Origin of the sequence: Rhodohalobacter mucosus (assembly GCF_003150675.1) — a bacterium.
GTDB classification, from domain to species: Bacteria; Bacteroidota; Rhodothermia; order Balneolales; family Balneolaceae; genus Rhodohalobacter; species Rhodohalobacter mucosus.
In genome coordinates, this window is sequence record NZ_QGGB01000003.1 from 429,840 (window position 1) to 448,922 (window position 19,083).

Sequence of the window (19,083 nt, forward strand, 5' to 3'; positions counted from 1 at the left end):
TAAAGTTAAAATTTTGGGAATGAATATTGCGGATTATTGTATTTAAACACGTAATAAATATCGCTAAAAGAGACTTGTTTTGAGATGGTTCGTTGCAATCCAGCCCCGTTGGTGAGCCTCACTTTCACCGTAATATTGGTTGGTGTCTCTATTTCACCGTTTGAAAATGACACATCTCGGGACAGTGAAAAGGATCCGTGTTTGATTCCTGTATGTGTATGCATATCAGTCCATGACTGGAGCGTCATCCAGTAATACGGGTACTGAATGGAATATTCAACTTTTTCAATTCCGGATTGCGGATCATCAATTCCGCTTACGTTGATGTTCAATTCATCATCTGTACCATTATACCTAACGCTAAGGGTCGGCGCTAAGGGGGGCGTTTCATCAAGATTAATTGGACCGGTTGATCGAACTCCGGACTTCATTCCCTGGCCGTTTACACTTCTATAGCTGATATAAAATGTAGGACCGACAGGCAATTTGTTGAAAGGTATTTCAAAATGGCGATCCGGAGTATTCTTATATCCCAGTATTGGGCTGTATAGTGCATTACTCTTGAACAAATTCCATTCAAAGTCCACGCTGTCATTTAGCGGCCAGCTACGGATGTCTGTCGCACCCGGAGACGTCCCGACCGCGTATTGAATGCCCAGCAGGTCTGTTTCCGGATCGTATGGCAATTTTGTTAGATACATACCAATTCTGTCATACCCGATCATAGCCTGCATTCTTCCCACATTGGGGCCCGTCGTATCCCTGGCTTTCAGAGGACCAATCGAGTAGATCTCGCTTGACATGCCTGCATTGTTCAAGGCTCTCACATGGATGAAGACTTCCGTGTCATAATCAGGCAACATCGGTCCGAAGTACTCAGCCTGCAAGTCCATTGTTTCTCTTGCTGCATATGGTGTGAACTCTTCTATCGAAGCGGCCACTGAATCCGTTATGATATACTCATAGCGCATCAAACCCGATTCCGAATCAGTTGATTCTGACCAGTACGCATTAACTTTGGGTGTTGCAGAATCAGTCCAGGATTCTTTTTCATCTGAGCTTATATTTAAAGGTGGTACAGTTTCAAGTACCGGATCAACGGGTGTCGTATAACCATACAGGTACATTGGCATTATGAATGGAGCGGCCACAAACGTAATTCCGGGATCAGTGGGTGGCGTGCTATCGTAAATAACTGCAGCCGGTGACTCAAACGGATCACTCACTGCTCCGGCACCATTTATTACACGCACGCTAACATAGTAAGGGGCACCCTCCACCATATTCAGGAAGCGCGTATTGCCAACCATTTCAGATGAAGGCATGTACGCATAAAAGTTTCTTTCACCCTGCAATTCCGTCCATTCCACAATATCAGTGGCTCCCTTTGTTGAACCAACTGCATATTCATAAGTGGAAATCCCGGTTTCAGAATCGTGAGCCAATACTTGCATCCTGATACTGCTTGGGTCACTCGTCCAGTATCTGTCAACATCCTGAAGTTCAAAACCAAAGGGGCTACCGTCAGAAATGGGCACCAGCATTGATGATGTCGTTTTTTCATAGAAAGAGCTCAGGTACAGCGTTGGCTTATCTGGCCTCAGTTGCGTTACCGGCAGTACGTCAGTACCCTTGCCGGTCGTATTTCCACCCGGTCCCACATCCACATCAAATATTGCACGGCGAATGGCGGTATTCCCGGCATATCCCCTTACACGGACACCAAAATTGATTGTACGCGTGTTGTAAAATTCTATTTCAGCCTGACTTGGGTTTGCTGATCTTGGGTGTGCCCGTTTGTATGGATAAATTGTGATTGAATTGTTTTCTCCAACCGAGAGATAATCATTAATACCCACCGAAATGTCTGTGTCATCCTCAAATTGTTTTACATCAATGCTATTCTCTACAATACCCACAGGATGAGTGGCATTCCAATCAATGGCAGTAGTATTGTAGAATCGTTCATAAGAGTGTACCGGCCTGCTCGGGTCCACTGTGACACCGGTTATCTGTGGTGGAACGAGTTCATCCGATAATTCAGCCAGTCGAAGCTGATAGGCATCTATATCGCTTGGTTCAGATGTACCATCAGGATTCACTGATTGATTCCAGCTAACATAGTTATCGAGAATGTTGTACAAAATCGCTGTAAGAGATGCTTTGTTTGTGTAAAACTGATCCAGAATTTGAGTGAAGTTTTTATGTGCTTCGGTTAGCGATTGTTTAAGCTGATTATGAGCGGGAACAACTTCATTCACTACTGTCCTTGAAGCGGTAGAGGCGTACTCTTCCAGTCCCCATTCGTGCATATCATACCAAAAACTGTTGTTTAATCTTGCCGCTTCATCCGTGATACATGTTAAGGAGTTAGTGTTTTCACAATTTGGATTTAATAGTCTGGTATAACTCTCCCTTACATCCTGAGGACCTTGACTTGGAGGCGGAATTCGTAGAAGCATGTTCCCATCTTTATATCTTAAGAGTGCATGATACCGCTGAACCACACTATAAACCTGATTTGAATAGCTGCTATAATCACTATTTCGATTGTACAACGCAGAATTAAAATTGCTGTTGAGTGTCTGAATTCCTGATTGTATTAAACTACTATTATTTATTACCGTAGTTCTTAGATTTCTTGCCCAGTTCCATTCCAGCCATCTCATATTGGCTTCATTGGCATAATATTTTTCCATTAAGTTGAGGACATGAGCATACTGTTCGGCAAGTACATTTACTCCCGGTATGACAGTGGCTTTTTCACCATCTGATTGTGCCGGTTCGAAATCAGTTGCCAAAAGACCATGCATTTCGGCAAGATTTTGTTCAACAGCAGCTATGCTTTCTCTGAACTGTTGATCCAGTTTATCAATTTCTTCTTTAAGATCTTCAGTAACCTGAGATTGATTGGCAGCAAGGGTTCCATCTACCTGAAAGGATGGAGCTGCCTGAACATTGGTGGAGGGAACAGGCCGGTACACATTTGAAACCGGTGATTCGCTCATCGCATTCATCAAATCATCGAACTGATTTTCGGCTTCATTCAGAAACTCAATAGATGTTTCGAGCCCTGTTGCCAATCTGGGATTTACTTGATCTGATAAGTTTGATGCAACCGTAATGGCTTGTTCCAGATTAACCTTTGCGATATCAGGCGATAGTAGTTCGTGGCTATTCAAATTCTGATGGCTTCTGGGAGCTAAAAGAACATTGTTTATGAGATTGTCAAACTGGGTTGGAATTGTGTTAAACTGAGTCCTTTCAACATTATCCTGAATTCTTCCATAAATAATGTTTCGCTCCTGAAGTGTTGAAGCATAGATGTTGGCTCCCGCCTTTCGTACATCTTCGTCACTATAGTCAAAACCTTGAAAAGGTGGAGGCTGATTCAGCGCATCCTTGGCTGCCTGTATCTGATTTCTCATCTCTTCAATTTTTGCCCTGAACTGGTCTCGCTGAGCCTTGGCCTTTGAAATGAGATCATTATGGCTGCCGGGCCCGATTCCACCACTAATGCCATCGTCTCGTATGGAAGCCCAGGCAGACAGACACGCTTTGTCTATCCAAAGATCGACACATCCCTTGATCGCAGCATATAATTCAAAACCTATCGGCTGATACACAACAAAAGCAGCTTTTGCCTCAACTTCAATACAGATAAAAGCGCATGCACTTGCTTCAAATACTACATATGCTCCAAAAGGCATGCTGAAATTGGGATCTGTGATCAGCCAGACAGAACCGGTAACCTGACTTTTAACCGAAATGACGGGAATACCAACTTCAAAACCGACGCTGACTTCAACCAGGAATCCCATATTGGCTGCCAAAAATTCACCGTCCCCCTCAAGGATTCCACCCATTACAGAAAAATCGATGTCCCCTATAATACCCCAAAGGTTTTCAGGCGTTTCTTCTTTCAGGAAAAATTCAATCGTTCCGCTTCCGCTAACCGCACCCGGTATATTCATATTCACAGCAACACCACCCATCATAAAGAACGGATCTCTCTGCATTCCAAAGTAAAAGGATGCATCAACCCTTGCCCTGGCAATGCCCTCTCCATCCATCTGTAATACCGTACCGCGGGCATCCATATAAAAGTTTTTGTTAGTGATACGCAAGAAAGTTGACCCTTCAATCATATAATTACTCGCGCCACCCGCAATTCCCATGCTTGCGTAGAGCATCACTGCAAACTGTATGTCGTCCCTCTCAGGAAGTGCATCCGGGCTCACCAGATTGTATCCGAAACCCGCCAGAGCTGTTTCAACCATTTGCAAATCTTCAGTATCCGGCCGGTAAAAGAACCCGCCTCCTGCACCCGTCAGATCAATCACTCCCGGAACAATTGGAATTCCTACGCTGGATGAGACAGCTACAAAAAGGCCGTAACTTGACTCTCCTCCAATGCTTGCAAACTTACCTGCAACCATAGCACTGGCCGTTGTTCCGCCAAGATTAAATGTGGCAGTTGCAGCTGCACGCAGAAGAAAATTCTGGTTTTCATCCTTCATGTAATTAAGACTGGCAGTCATGGTGAAAAACTCATCGATATTCACGATAAAACCTTCAATTGACAGTAATTTTTCGCCATCCGTCGTCTCGTACATAAACACGCTCTGAACCCCGGCCTTGAATCCGGAATCACTGTTTGCATCGGCACCGATTGATAACTCCAGGGCGGCATTATCACTGCTTCCTTCAACTCCCACCGGGCAAGGGCCGAAACAGAGAAGTTCTACAACGGAGATTTGCTTACCCGGAACCTCATCTGAGTTTGTATCAATCTCGTCAGGGCCTTTCTTGGATGTATCCTTCAGCGTAATTTGCTCTCCCTGTGGGTTGGATATATAGTGAAACTGGCCAAGAGACAGGCTTGCAATTCCCAAAATATCAATAGAACCGGTTCCGGACAGATTACCCACGTCGGATACTCCCTCCTGATTAACCGTAAAACCCTGGTAGCCGAGGCTTCCGCTCAGGCCTGACAGGTTCAGGCTGGCCGTACCATTAAAAGTTACTTCAAACCCGCTTTCGGATGCAGTAACCTGATCAAAATTGACGGCGACGGTAAGTACATTCACGTCAAAAGAAAAACCGACATTGCCCGTTACATTAAACTCAACAGGCTGTTGCTGGCCGGGATAAATACCAATTCCGGGATTGCCTGGAAAGCTCGAATCCTCTCCAAAATAGAGGATGGGATCTGTTTTACCATTCTGTACAACGACCGCATTGGCATATATTCCCGATTGACTCCAGTCATACGGATCAATATCAGCTCCAATTTTTTTCAGCTGAAAATATCCAAACTCACCCAGCGCAAATTGCTGATTAAGATCAAATTGAGGTTCACCGATATCTACCACAACCTGATCAGCGGAATCCCTGTAGATACTGATTGTCGACATAGCGGAACTGCTTACAGGTGCAGGTAATGTGACGGATAAATCGGCGTCGAGCTGCAATCCGTTGTTATTTACAAGTGAGAGGGATTCCAATGAGATATAATTTTCAATCAGATCGATGCTGCCTGTATTAAAACTGCCGAATTGAAACCCGCCATCTGTATCAAGAAGTAAATTTTCGTAGTCGATATCAGTTTGCAGAAATGTTACCGTTCCGGTTGAAGAAGAGATTCCCAGTGTACGGCCACTTAATACAATTGTCGGTTGATTGATGACTCCGGAGAATGCACCGTCAAAAAGTGAAAATGTCTGATCCTGAAGAGATCCGGCTACACCCCCCAAATCAAAATGGAGAGAAGGATTGGAGTTCAGATCGTTAATGCCGATTTCAAGATCGGTGATACTGATATCCAGCGGTTCTCCCAGAATACGTTCAAATGATACAATTCCATTGATCGAGAAGTAAAACTGAGTGGCATCCGAGTAAATACCGAAACCGTTATGCTGATCGGGCGTTAATGATGCCTGTCCAAAGTTCAATTCATCTGCCAGGCTACCCGGATCTATGTTAAAAGTCCATTCACCTGCTGTGTAGGACGACGTAAAGAAAAGAGGCATGTCGCCCGCCGATTCATCAATTACCAGGCTGCTTGACAGTGTTCCTGATATTCCCATACTGGTGCTTCCAATTTCCAGCTGCAGACCTAGCAGGGAAGCTTCAAAGATATCCGTTTCCATACTCTGATCTATCGTACCGGAGTGTGAAAATGTATAGAGCGGTATTATCGAAGGATTATAGGAGGTTGAATATGTACCGACTTCTACAATTCCGGATTCCAGGCCGGTTTCTGAAATCACAACACTTGCAGTGACATCGGCGTTGTTCAACACAGCGGGCAGATCAGCTTTTATGTCCGCGTAGAGCCTCATACCTGACCCCCTGTTTGCATATTCCAAACTCGTAATGCTGAGGGGCAAATTTACCATAGACTCCAGGTCTACATTGCTCTGCAAAGTTATGGAACCCCCTGTAATATTGTAGGCATCGTCGGTTGTCACATCAAACTCAATGTCAACCGCTACGGGGTCGTTGTTACTGTCGCGAACAGATGCTAGTACCAGCTCCAATGGTGTTCCGTTCGTTTGAACCACATAGCCTCCTCCCGATTCATTTTGTGAAAGGTCAACCAAAAGGTTGCCTTGGTCATCTTTTATATCGACATATGCAACATTTTCTGACGGCAGCAGAAGCCTGTCGGGAAGGAATGTAAGCACATCGGCGCCCAGGCTGAAGCCAGACTGATCGAGAATGGCCAAAGGTTCTGCAGCTGGTTCCGGACCGGAATCATCAAAGAATTCAGCTCTCCCGGCAACAACACCAAAACCCTCAGCAGAGACTGTAAAACCATCTGAATACTCTACTTGAAGCGGACCATAATCCTGGCCGCCAAATCGGATTGCAGAAGTGGATGAACCTGTCAATGATAGCCCAGCCTGATTGATCTCGAAACCTGATAAAAGATCAATCCTTATCGAGTTATCCGAAAGTGGTGTAGTATCGATATCTCTGATACTCAGGGAGAAGGGTGAAAGTCCAACATTAAACGATAATGCTGTATTAACATTAGCCGAGCCGCTCTTAACTGAAAACGGTTCGAAACCGAAAAGCAAATCATTAAACTGAATATCAGCCGATAAACCCTCATCCGTACCAACAGTCCCTGAACCCTGAAGCATCAGGCCTGTCGAATCGAGCACAGCCTGGTTTACGGTAAAATCAAGCAGTGGTTCGGATACACTGTAGGGAAAGTTCAGACCAAAAGGCTGATTAACGGTGAGAGATCCATCCCCAATCTTTCCCGTCATAAGATCAAGCGTCATCGAGCCGGTAACTGACACATCTGTTTGTCCATCATCTGCCGGCAATTCTGCAATTACTGTACCTGAAACTTCAGCTCTTTGTGAATTTTCAGAAACGAAAAGGTTCAGGTTGGTCGATGATGCCCGAACTTTAACCGGCCCAAGACCCAGATAACCGCATGGTTGAATATTGGCAACGGAACCTTCGAAGTATCTGCTTTCAACCAGATTCAAACTGAATTCGGGATTCGTAACACAAGATTGAGGGTCATCTACGGTAAACCCGGGCAGGTCACCTAGCTCTCCATCAACGGTTATAGAGACGAGATGCTCAGGGTTTGCCTGGTCGTCAGATTTTTCAAGAACGCCTTCAATTCGGTTGACCCAAATTGTAGGGCTTTCCGGTGCGTCAGGTGACAGGTCGATCTCAACGCCACCCAGTGGCTCAAATGGTGTTATACTTCCTGACAGGAACCCGTCGTTGCTGATTGACACATCTCGAAACGTAAACCCATCTGGCGGATTGAAGCCTGTACCCTCGAATTCAGGAAGCTTCAATTGAAAATCCATTGAGATATTTGGGTTAAATCCGTCAGGGCTGTCCCAGTTAAACACGAATGTTTCGGATGATTGCAGAACAATCGGTTTGAATGCAAATCCTGCCAGATTGAATTCCGGTAAATTAAGCCCGGGTATACTGCTTTCATTGATATTTTGCGGAGGAATGTGGATTCCATCATTCCTGATTTCAGTCCCCAGAAGCGGGAAGTTAAATGGCTCTCCGGATACAGGATTAACAGTCAGGTCCAGATCAAGAGAAATTGCGAATTCAAACCCGTTTTCATCGGAGTAATTGAATACCGGAAGTGAAACAATTGAATATAGATCGATTCCGAAAACCCCGAAATCAATTCCAACATCTTCATTAAAATCCAATCCACTAAAACCTGTGACATCGAAGGTATTTTCTGTAATTCTGAGGCTTAAATCCGCACCATTATCACTAATTCCATCACTATTTATCTCAAGCCCTCCAGCGATATTGAAATCATAAACAGGTGTTGAAAAAGCTTCCGGAATTTGAAAAGTACCGGTAACCTGGTCAATTCGTAATTGAACAGTGTTATCAGGCAGAAGTGAAATTCTTTGGTTTAACTGCGCAAGAGACAGATTGGCGCGCAGATAACCGTCATTTTGAAAATAGAACTCAGCTGTTTGGTCTGATGAATTTACAGTTTCATCAAAGAGATGAAGATTTCCGAGTAAATAAAACGCAGTTAACGGATTTCCATCTACCATCCGGGTTCCAAAAAATACCTGTTCCACCGTCAACGGAACATTTCTGTCATTCAGATCAAATAGTGAATTATCTGTGGGCACATCCGCATATATAGTTCCTTCAAGAACCTGTGGATTTGTTGGATCAGCCGATATCACAACGTTTTGAAGTGTTATATCGGAAAGTACGGGCGGATCTGCAGGATTTAGTGCAGGTACATAAATCGAAAGAGGTTCATTTGGAATTGATGCCAAAACATAATTGCCATCCTCATTTTCGGTAACATTAACCAAAAGCTGATCATCTCTCCTGAGTTCAAGATATGCAATGCTTTCACTTGGCAATGGCAGCACGTCCGGAATGAGAAGATCAGCAAAGAAACCCGGAGCAGGATGAAAGCCGTCCGGGTCCAGATATGCAAACACAGAACCCTGATATAGAAGGTTAGCCCGACCGCTGCCTACTTTAAACGGAAACAGACTTAAACTAAAATCATCTGAAAATTCAACAACCGTAAGATCTCCATAACTTTCACCTGCATAGTTAACAATTGCATTTCCGTCACCCGACACAGTCATTCCGGAACTGTCGATAATGATAGTACCTCCCAACTCAACATATATACCAGGGTCATCGGTAAATTCACTGCCAACTTCAACAGCTTTAAAGTTTACCGTATTCTCCACCGGATCAATACCTCCGGCAAGCGCGAATGATTCATCAAATATGATACGCCCGCTCGTAATTTGTAGCGTCTCTAAGTCAATTTGCAGGTTATCAAAAGTTGTGCCGATTGTAGTGTCGTTTTCAAGCAGCAGTTCATTTCTGCCATCAATATTTAGACCGTTTTCATCAAGGCTGGCACTACTAATACGGAAAACCATAACCGGCTCATCTTCAGTGGGTATATACCAATCGAAAGGTTCATCCATATCAAAACTTACCGATAGAAACTCTCCTGAAATGAGATCCAGAGCAAATGTCCCCTCAAATGAAGAGCCATTCAAAAAGTTAATTTCAGCATCAGCTAGTAAGACTGCCTCTTGAGGGTTTAAATCATCTTTTGAGAACTCAATTCTTGAATCAGTCACGATAGCTGATAATGGCCCGATCTGTACTTCACAATCAGGCACAACATTTTCCACTACTCCGTTTAACCCGCCCGCAATATTAAGACTGCTTACATCAACCAACCCCGATTCGTTTGTATCACAAATGAAAGGTTCACTGAGTTGAAGGTTTCCGTCAATATTGACTTCCGTCAGAGTCTCATAAGAGCCGTCAGGATAAAACTGAGCTCCAATTCTGCCCGATACCCGGTTGATGCTTACACTCAGACTCTCACCCAGATCTGCCCGGCAATTCTCGAGATTTTCAGCTACAATACGGGCAAAAACTTCCATATCACTAACTTGACCACCCTGGAATTCAATGGTTTTACCAATCAAGCATGCAGGATAATCGCTGTCAGAAGCAACTTCTATTACTCCTTCGAATTCAACATCCCAGGGACCCGGCCCCGACTCATCCCAATCAAACAGTGGAAAAACAGATTGATTAATTTCGAACCGGGATAATGCAATATTCAAATCCCTATCTACATACTGCGGAAGTGGTATATTACCGGTACCCAGCTGAATGGTTTCAAAATGAACTCCCCTGTTATCAATTCGTATATCTTCTATAATGGCGGATGTCCATGAATCAAAAACCGGTACATGGATTTTTAGATCTGTCTGGAGTTCAAAATTCCACTCATTGGTTTCTGGGTTGAACGAAATTTCGTTCATCTGCGCTTCAACCATCTCGAGTTCAATAAAACCAAGTGAAATGGTTGGCTCAGGTACTGAGCAATCATATCTGCTTGAAATCGTGGAAAGGCCTTCATTTTCATTTAAACCCAAAATGGATTCAACTCCACAGTAACTGCCGGTTGTGTTTTTCAAACCGGCAGAAAGAGTAATCTCCAAATCATATCCCAGGGTATTGCCAGACAGACCGGCAACAATTTCTCCTGAAAATTGATCAAAATTTAACTGCGCGATGTCCTCGTTTCCGCCCAGACTGATGGATCCGTAATCCTCACAAAAAAGCAGTGCCCTTATTTCACCATTTTCAACAGAGAAACCATTTACCGAACAGATCTCTTCATTTCCAAATAATTTTGCATACCCCCTGCCTGATATTGAAAATTCAGGGAAACTTATAGTTAATTCATTAACGCCAAATTCGGCATATTCATCCGAGAATGTGAATAAATCCTCGTTTGTGATATTGAGGGTTCCCTGGATACCTGATGCCGTTAGGGCCAGCTGTTGAGATGCCTCAAATTGACGTCCGTCAGGAGTACGGACTGAAACTGAAACATTGAAATTTTCACCGAAAACCCACTCCACCAGATCCACTTCAACTTCAATTTCATTTTGATCCAATGTCTGTGAGATAAAATCGCCTCTTCCCGATAGAGCGCCTCCCATAACAATCGGATTATCCAGTGAACCTTTTTGGATTCTCAGATTACGAACGGATATACGCCCCCGTACAGCATCCGTGTAGTTGAAGTTTAAATTTAAAACAGCATCACCATTCAATTCATAATAGGAACCCGTTTCGGTTACATCCAGGCCTTCCAGCTCCACCAGCTCCGCAAAACCCGGCACCAGCGTGATTGATTCCAGCTCCTCAAGGTCGGTGATAATCGGTTCGGAGGTTTCATCTCTGTAGGTAAACGTATAGATATCGCTTTCACCCTCATTCTGCAGCGGTATCCGCCCGAATGCATCCCGGGCCGTTACCCGCCAGGCATATGTAGCTCCTTCTTCGAGCGGCAGAAATTCAAGCGTGTACGGCAGTACGGTCTGACCCGTAAGTGTTTCCTGCATATGTGCACGGTTGCTGTTAAGGGCCTGAAATGGGGTCTGCTCAGGAAAGACCTCAACCAGGAGAATATCATATTCAAACGTACCTCCGATGGAACTCACAACGGGTGTCCATGAAAATGTTGGTGTATCCATGGTTACATTTGCACCGTCCGGAACGGATACAAGGATGGGCGGGGTCGGGTATCGAACCGAAAACATAGCTCTTCCGGGAACCGTTACAATGCCGCTCTGCTGGGTAAAAGGCCTTGCGGTGATTTCAACGGTATAATTACCCTCCGGAATGGCACCGGTTTGAATCAGCTGATTGGTCAGCTCGCTGTCCAGTCCGCTCAAAATTTCATCAGCGGTCTCGCGAAACTGAATCTCTTCAAAAAAGGAGGAGAACACATAGCTTCCTGGTGTAAAGGCGATGGGCGCAGAGGTGATCCGTATCAGTTCCCGCCCATTTCTGCTGAGTGCAAAATCGAACACAAAATCCACAGGCACCGTACTAAAGCCGGAATAATTCAGAATAACCTGATATTGACCGTTTTCGAAGTTGTTTCGAATATCATCCGTAAAAGGTGTAGAAAGAACCGGCGGCACACCAATGATGGTAACCTGCGTGGAACTTTGTGCAACCGCTCCGTTGGTATTAAAAAGGCTTAGAAGCACGATAACAGCGATTCCGGCAAACCGGATAAGTGCGTTGCTATGTTTTGTTAAAAAGTTCATTCAGGTCTGTTAATCTGAGGGTTTAAAAACTTCTCTGATATTGAAAGCTTCCTTCAAGCTCACTGAATTCACGTCCCGCTCCGGATGTACTTCGGTTGGTTCTGGTGCGGAGCCTTAGTGAGAATGAGTCACGGGCAGTTAATCGGTATTGTGCATTCAGGCTGCCGGTAATCTGTTGTAATTTTGCCGTTACTGAATCTCCAGCGGGCAACTCTCTCTGCGTATTGTTAAAATTGATGCCGGCATTCGCACTCAGCGTTAAACTTCTGCTGAATAGTGAGTAGCTGCTGCCCAGATTCACACCAAAATTATCTATTTCGAGGCCATCCGAGCTGTTGGTGAGGTAATTTCCGGATGAGGTTAGTGTAAGTCCGTTCGGAAGGCTTACCGAGTAGTTCAGGCCACCTGTGAGAGAGTAGGACGAAAAATCACTCACCCCCTGCTGATTTCCGCCAAATTGGCTGTCGATGGAAAGATATCCTGCATTAAGCGTGATATTGTGCGAATAGCTGCCCGAAAGAATAGAGTATCCCGGCTGCAGCAAAACATTGTGTGATGACTGGGTTTGTGAGCCGCCTATGATATCTTCAGAGCCGGATGCGGGGTTTACATCAATGAGAAGCAGGTTGTATGTGGTGCTGAGCGTAAAACGATCTGTGACCTGCATTTGTATGCTCGTTCCTGCGTTGATATTGTTCTGGGTCTGAAGCCTGTTACCGAGAAGATTATCGCGGCCGTATGAGAAGCTGGAATTGATGTTCAGACGGTTACCCAGCAGACGAACGACTGGATTCACGCTCACTTTTTCAAAATCATCCCTGCTGCGTCCTCTGCCCAGTGACTCGAAACCCGGCTGCACGCGCTCATACCCCAGGGTCATATTAAACATGTCGAGGGTCAGAGTGGCATCGGCTAATCCGGCAAAGTTGATTCTGCTGCTCGATCGCGGTTTAAAAATATTTTCAAAGAAAGAAGGCAGGGGGATTTCGTTATAAGGAATGTATTCGCTGTTGATATCCCGCGTAAAGATCGACGTGGTTACCTGACTGGCAAGTGTAAAGCGTCCGTCAAAAAACTGAACCTGAAAATCAGGGGTTACGGTGAGGTTTTCCTGCGGATTGATCTCCAGTACGCCGTTAGTGTCATCCAGGTCTCTGCTGTCGATGGCGTAAAATGTACTCAGATGAAAGTAGGAGCCTGAACCGGAGCCATAGCCTATTTTTGTTCCGTACGCCCACTGTTCAAATGAAGGTTCCCTGAAGCCGGTCTCTACACTGGGCTTTACTGCTCTCTGCGAGCGGCCTCCCACCGCTTCAAAGAGGAATTTTCCCGGATTTAGCTTAACGTATCCGCCTCTAACCGTGGCACCGTTTAATCCATACTGAGAAAACCGTGAATTGATATCTCCTACCTGAACGGTGACCCATTTCCAGGAGGCGTTGTAACGAAATGCATTCATATTCTGACGGAAACCGCTGTCGTCTGTAGAGTAGAACATATTGAGCCCGGAGCTCAACCCGAAAAGTGAAAAGTTAAGGTTGGCCGTCGATTGTATCATACCCGGCGGGCGGCGGTTTTCAATACCGTCAACGGCATACGCGCTTGCCGTGAGGCCTATGCTGCCCCCTGCAGAAATACGGTCCGTACCCGAAAAGAGTCCGTTTTGCGCCGAAGCAGCGTTGAATGAAACTGCTGCAAGCAAAACACCCCAAAAAAGACCAACATTTAATTTGCACACTATTTGCAAACCTCTACCCTCCATTATTTATGGCTTCATTTCTATAAGCGTACTTCAGATACCAATTGTATCATTGAATTCGATTTTTTTTCCATTCAGCGCGCTTAGCCTCATCAGAAATTGAAACAGACATGTTAAACCCGTTTCTTTATCCGCTCACCAATCAGATATTAATTCGTTCTATAGAGGATTTACTGAATGACCGATACCCAGATTTTCAGCCACATTGCATCTGCGCTCTCTCTCGCGCCTAAACAGGTTTCAACCGTAGCAGGTTTAATTGATGAAGGTGCAACCATACCCTTTCTGGCCCGATACCGCAAGGAAGCTACGGGCGGGCTGGATGAAGAGCAGCTTCGGGAGGTTCGTGACCGGATTGAGTTTCACAGAACGCTCGAGGAGCGGAAAAAAACCATACTCAAGGCAATCAAAGAGCAGGACAAGCTTACCACGGAGCTGAAGGAGGAAATTATACAGTGCAGCGATCTGAAAACACTGGAGGATCTCTATCTGCCCTATAAGAAAAAACGCAAAACCCGCGGTGACATGGCCAAAGAGAAAGGGCTCGAACCGCTTGCAAAACTTATCTGGGAACAGAATATAACCCATGGCAATCCTCTTGAATATGCAAAAGAATATATCAGCGAAGAGCATGAACTACCCGATGCTGAAACCGCACTTACAGCTTCGCTAGATATTGTTGCTGAATGGATCAATGAGTCGGTAGAACTTCGTGATCGTCTGCGAACAATCATCCGAAAACACGCTCTTCTGAAATCGAAGAAAAATCCGGTGGTTGAAAAAAGAACCAATTTTGAAATTTATTATGATTTCGTAACACCGGTTCGCCATATCAAACCGCACCAGGTTCTTGCCCTTAACCGCGGTGAACGGGAAAATGTGCTGTTTGTGAACCTTGAGCTGAATACCGGCCGTACTCTTGACAGCCTGGATGATCTTGTGATTACCGATGACATGAGTATTTTTACACCCTATCTTCAGGATGCCGTTGAGGATGCCTACAAACGGCTGCTGATACCCTCTCTCGAACGGGAACTGCGCAATGAACTCACTGCAGCCGCGGATGAGCATGCCATTGCCACCTTTGCCACCAACGTCAGAAACCTGCTGCTTCAGCCGCCTTTGAAAAATCATATTGTGATGGGTATTGATCCCGCGTTCCGCACAGGTTGCAAGGTGGCTATCATTGATGAGACGGGGGCTTACCTCGAAGGAACCACGATCTTTCCCACACCGCCTCAGAATAAGATTTCGGAAAGCGCAAAGGTGGTTAACCGGCTGATCGACAAACACGGTGTGACTCTGATTGCCATCGGTAACGGAACGGGCAGCCGGGAAACGGAACAATTTATTGCAGACGTGATCCGCGATAGAAAGGATTCCAGGCCGGATGAGGAGCTGAGCTATCTCATCATCAGCGAGGCCGGTGCTTCTGTCTACTCAGCATCAGCAGTTGCACGGGAAGAGTTTCCGGATTTGAACGCTTCACAAAGGGGAAATATATCCATCGCGCGCCGCGTACAGGATCCACTTGCTGAACTGGTCAAAATTGACCCCAAATCCATAGGTGTGGGTCTCTATCAGCACGATGTAAACCAGTCAAATTTATCAAAAAAACTGGACGATGTGGTTGAGAGCTGCGTAAATGAAGTGGGCGTAAACCTGAATACCGCCAGTTCATCGCTCCTGACGCATATCTCCGGACTAAGCCGTTCTGTAGCCCGAAATATCATAGAGCATCGCGAAACCGCCGGAAGGTTCAAAAACCGTGAGGAAATTAAAGAGATCAGTGGTGTAGGCGACTTCCGCTTTCAGCAGGCTGCCGGGTTTATGCGTATTCCGGACGGAGATCACCCTCTCGACAATACCGCCATCCATCCGGAAAGTTATGGGGCTACTGAAAATCTGTGCAATCTGTTTGGAATTGACATTGACAACCTATCCGATCAGAAAGAGAAGATCGAAACAACACTGAGCTCTATCGATATATCGGATGTCGCGAACCGGCTCGGAATCGGCATGCCCACACTTGAACTGATTATCGAAAACCTGCAAAAACCGGGACGTGACCCGAGAGAGTCGCTGCCCAAGCCGCTTATGCGTCAGGATGTGATGAAAATGGAAGATCTCTCATCAGGCATGAAGCTTGAAGGCACCGTACGAAACGTGGTCGATTTCGGTGCTTTTGTGGATATCGGCGTGAAACAGGACGGTCTGCTTCATATCTCACAGATGAGTAAAGGCAGGGAGCGCATCAGTGATCCGCATGATGTTGTTTCGGTGGGTGATATCATCAATGTTGAAATTACAAACATCGACGCTGAACGCGGACGAATTGGTCTTTCTTTGGTGTAAAATTATCACCGCAGAGACGCTGAGGACGTGGAGCTTATCTTTTTGCTCTTTCTAAGTTGTGGAAACTGTCAAAACACCTTTGCGCCCTCCGCGACTCTGCGGTACCCCTTATATTTTATTCTACCTGTAATTCATATTCGATAAATACCACATTCAGCTGGCTGGTATCGATTTCGTAGCTGGTTTCGGTGAACATATCTACCGTAAAACTACCCGCCTGATCCGTCAATACAAGTGTTCCGTCAGCCTGAACAACATCCGTTGCCCACTCCAGTGTGATCAGGTTACTCTCATCACCGGACTCCAGGTTGATTTGCCAGCTCACCTGTGTGAGCGTCCGGCTGCGAATATCGGTAAAATAGTTTTCACCTTCCCTGAATAGCCAGACGTAAAATGCACCCGGAGGCGGAACCGGAGGGGCCTCTACTGATTCGGGAGTTTGCTGCTGGCCAATGCGAAGATCTATCTGATCCGGTCCATTGGTTGCAGCTATATCTACTATATAACTGGAGCTGATATCAGTAAAATTCGCAGTGAGGGTGGTGTTGGATGTAATGCTGAAATTCAGCGGGTTATCAGTGGACTGAATATCTCCAGACCATGAATCGAATATCCACCCTTCATTTGCTGTGGCTTCAACAGACACATTTGTACCCTCATCGAATGTGCCGGAGGAAGGGGTTACACTGCCTCCGCCCTGTGGTGACACGCTTGTGGAGAGCGTGTAAGTAGTCGTTTCCGGCGGATTATCGTCTCCTCCCCCCGAGTCGGTGGTGCCGCACCCTGTTGAAAATGTTAACAAGGTTCCGAAGAGTATTGCAATGAGATACGAAGTTTTCATGATTCAGCCCTTATTTGATGAGTGTCAGTTTCTGAATATTTGTCACGGATCCTGCCCTCATACGAACAAAGTAGATGCCGGAAGCCAGGTTAGATGCATTAAAGGGCACGGTATAGGTTCCGGCCTGCTGCTGCCGGCTGACCAGCGTTGCCACCCGTCTTCCCCCTGTATCATACACTTCAACGGTAACATCAGCCTGCTGTGCCAGCCTGTACCGAATGTTGGTTGTTGGATTGAAAGGATTCGGATAACCCGGCTCCAGTGCCGTCTCAACGATCATTTCATCAGATGCGATCAATTCGACAGCCAGGTAACGATGCGTATTTTCCAGTGTGAGTGCATCACCATCCGTCAACTCCCTTGTTGTTCGTGTCCCATCTTCATCCTCCAGGTGAATCCGGACAGCTCCGGGATTCTGATAATCACTCTCAAATTTCAGGGTTACAGGCCAGGACTCGGATACAAGCTGCAGTTCTGTAATGGCTCTGTCGGCCGCAGAAAGCTGGTGATCCGTTCTTAAATCGAGAGTTGGATCCGGAGCCAGAGGTGGCTTCATAAACCGATACTCCTGTTCCCTTGTCATTGGAGACTCCAGTAAGAGGATCTCTTCCATATGACCATTTTGTGAGGCGATCAACCTGTTGCGCGGCTCCTCCTCTACCCTTCCGGCTACTGGCTGGACGGTTCCGGCAGCCGTTTGCGGTGTAAGGTTTACAGAAGCCGTAACCGTACCTGCCTGTTCTGCAAATATCCAGTGTCCCAACCCGGCCGTCATTTCCGGTGCCGTCTCATAATCACCATTCACATACCGATAGACCGGAGTCGCCGTTAGAATCGATCCGGGATCCTCCAGTTCCGAAACCTGTATGGATCCTGAGGGGGCTCCGATCAGGTTCCAGCCTTGAACCAGCTCAAATTCTACTGAGGTTGCTCCCTGGCCGGCTACGGGCAGTTCAATAGGTGTATCGCTCTTAACCCAGTAACCGGTTCCGGACTGAAGTTCACTAACGGACTGATAGACCCGGTTAAACCCGTAAACAAGTGCACCTGATGCGTTAAGGCTTACCGTACTCACCGGATGGCTCAGAAGCTGCCATTCAGCTCCCGCTTTAAAACGTTCACTGAAAAAGGCAGCCACCTCGGAAAAATTCGATTCCTCACCAGCTGCTACAGCGGTAACGGCATAGAACAATGGTCCGGCCGGAGCCTGTGAATCCACGTATTCGGTTTCACCGCCTGTTAACGTCTCAACGAGTTCCAGCGCAGAAGCAGAGTTCCCCCTGTAAACATTGATATCGGGTGGTGTACCACCTGATCCGGTATTCCATGTTATACGAGGGCTTCCATTTTGAACACTTACCGTGATGGACGTAGGTGTTGGATCATTCACTTCAATGGTCACGATGCCTGTTGCTGTGGCCGTCCCGTCAGTGATGGTGTACGTGAGGGTTTCGGTACCTGCAAATCCTGCATCCGGTGTATATGTGAATGACCCGTCGGTGGCAATATTTATTACCCCGTTAGCCGGGGCTTCGATCGACTGCACGGTAAGCGGGTCCCCATCGGGATCCGTGTCATTGGCCAGCAGGCCGGTGGCAGCATCCACAATCAAATCTGTGCCCGGCCGTGTTGTGTAACTATCATCGTTGGCAACCGGAGGCTGGTTCTCCACAGCAATGGTCACGGTTCCTGTTGCTGTAGCCGTCCCGTCAGTGATGGTGTACGTGAGGGTTTCGGTACCTGCAAACCCTGCGTCCGGTGTGTATTCGAATGACCCGTCGGTGGCAATATTTATTACCCCGTTTACCGGGGCTTCGATCGACTGCACGGTAAGCGGGTCCCCATCGGGATCCGTGTCATTGGCCAGCAGGCCGGTGGCAGCATCCACAATCAAATCTGTGCCCGGCCGTGTTGTGTAACTATCATCGTTGGCAACCGGAGGCTGGTTCTCCACAGCAATGGTCACGGTGCCTGTTGCA

5 protein-coding genes are annotated in these 19,083 nt (G+C 46.3%); 1 reads left to right on the forward strand and 4 read right to left on the reverse strand.

Annotated elements, in window-relative coordinates; translation table 11 throughout:
• Positions 1-5: 5 nt before the first annotated feature.
• Positions 6-12,149 carry a hypothetical protein gene (locus DDZ15_RS05075; protein WP_109645733.1) on the reverse strand — a complete coding sequence of 4,048 codons (12,144 nt, stop codon included), beginning with the start codon at positions 12,147-12,149 and terminating at the stop codon, positions 6-8.
• 22 nt (positions 12,150-12,171) lie between these two features.
• Entirely contained in the window at positions 12,172-13,887 is a 1,716-nt protein-coding gene (locus tag DDZ15_RS05080; RefSeq protein ID WP_146198518.1) for a hypothetical protein, read from the reverse strand.
• Between the two features lie 198 nt (positions 13,888-14,085).
• Between DDZ15_RS05080 and DDZ15_RS05085 the strand changes: the two genes are divergently transcribed.
• The gene (locus tag DDZ15_RS05085) at positions 14,086-16,263 is read left to right on the forward strand and encodes a Tex family protein (protein ID WP_109645737.1); all 2,178 of its coding nucleotides are present in this window, start codon (positions 14,086-14,088) and stop codon (positions 16,261-16,263) included.
• 115 nt (positions 16,264-16,378) lie between these two features.
• Here the strand turns inward: DDZ15_RS05085 and DDZ15_RS05090 are convergent, their stop codons facing one another.
• On the reverse strand, positions 16,379-17,104 hold the full coding sequence (locus DDZ15_RS05090) for an InlB B-repeat-containing protein (RefSeq protein ID WP_109645739.1): 726 nt from the start codon (positions 17,102-17,104) through the stop codon (positions 16,379-16,381).
• Positions 17,105-17,114: 10 nt separating this feature from the next.
• Positions 17,115-19,083: Ig-like domain-containing protein (locus DDZ15_RS05095; protein WP_146198519.1), on the reverse strand; the 1,969-nt coding region annotated here is incomplete at its 5' end.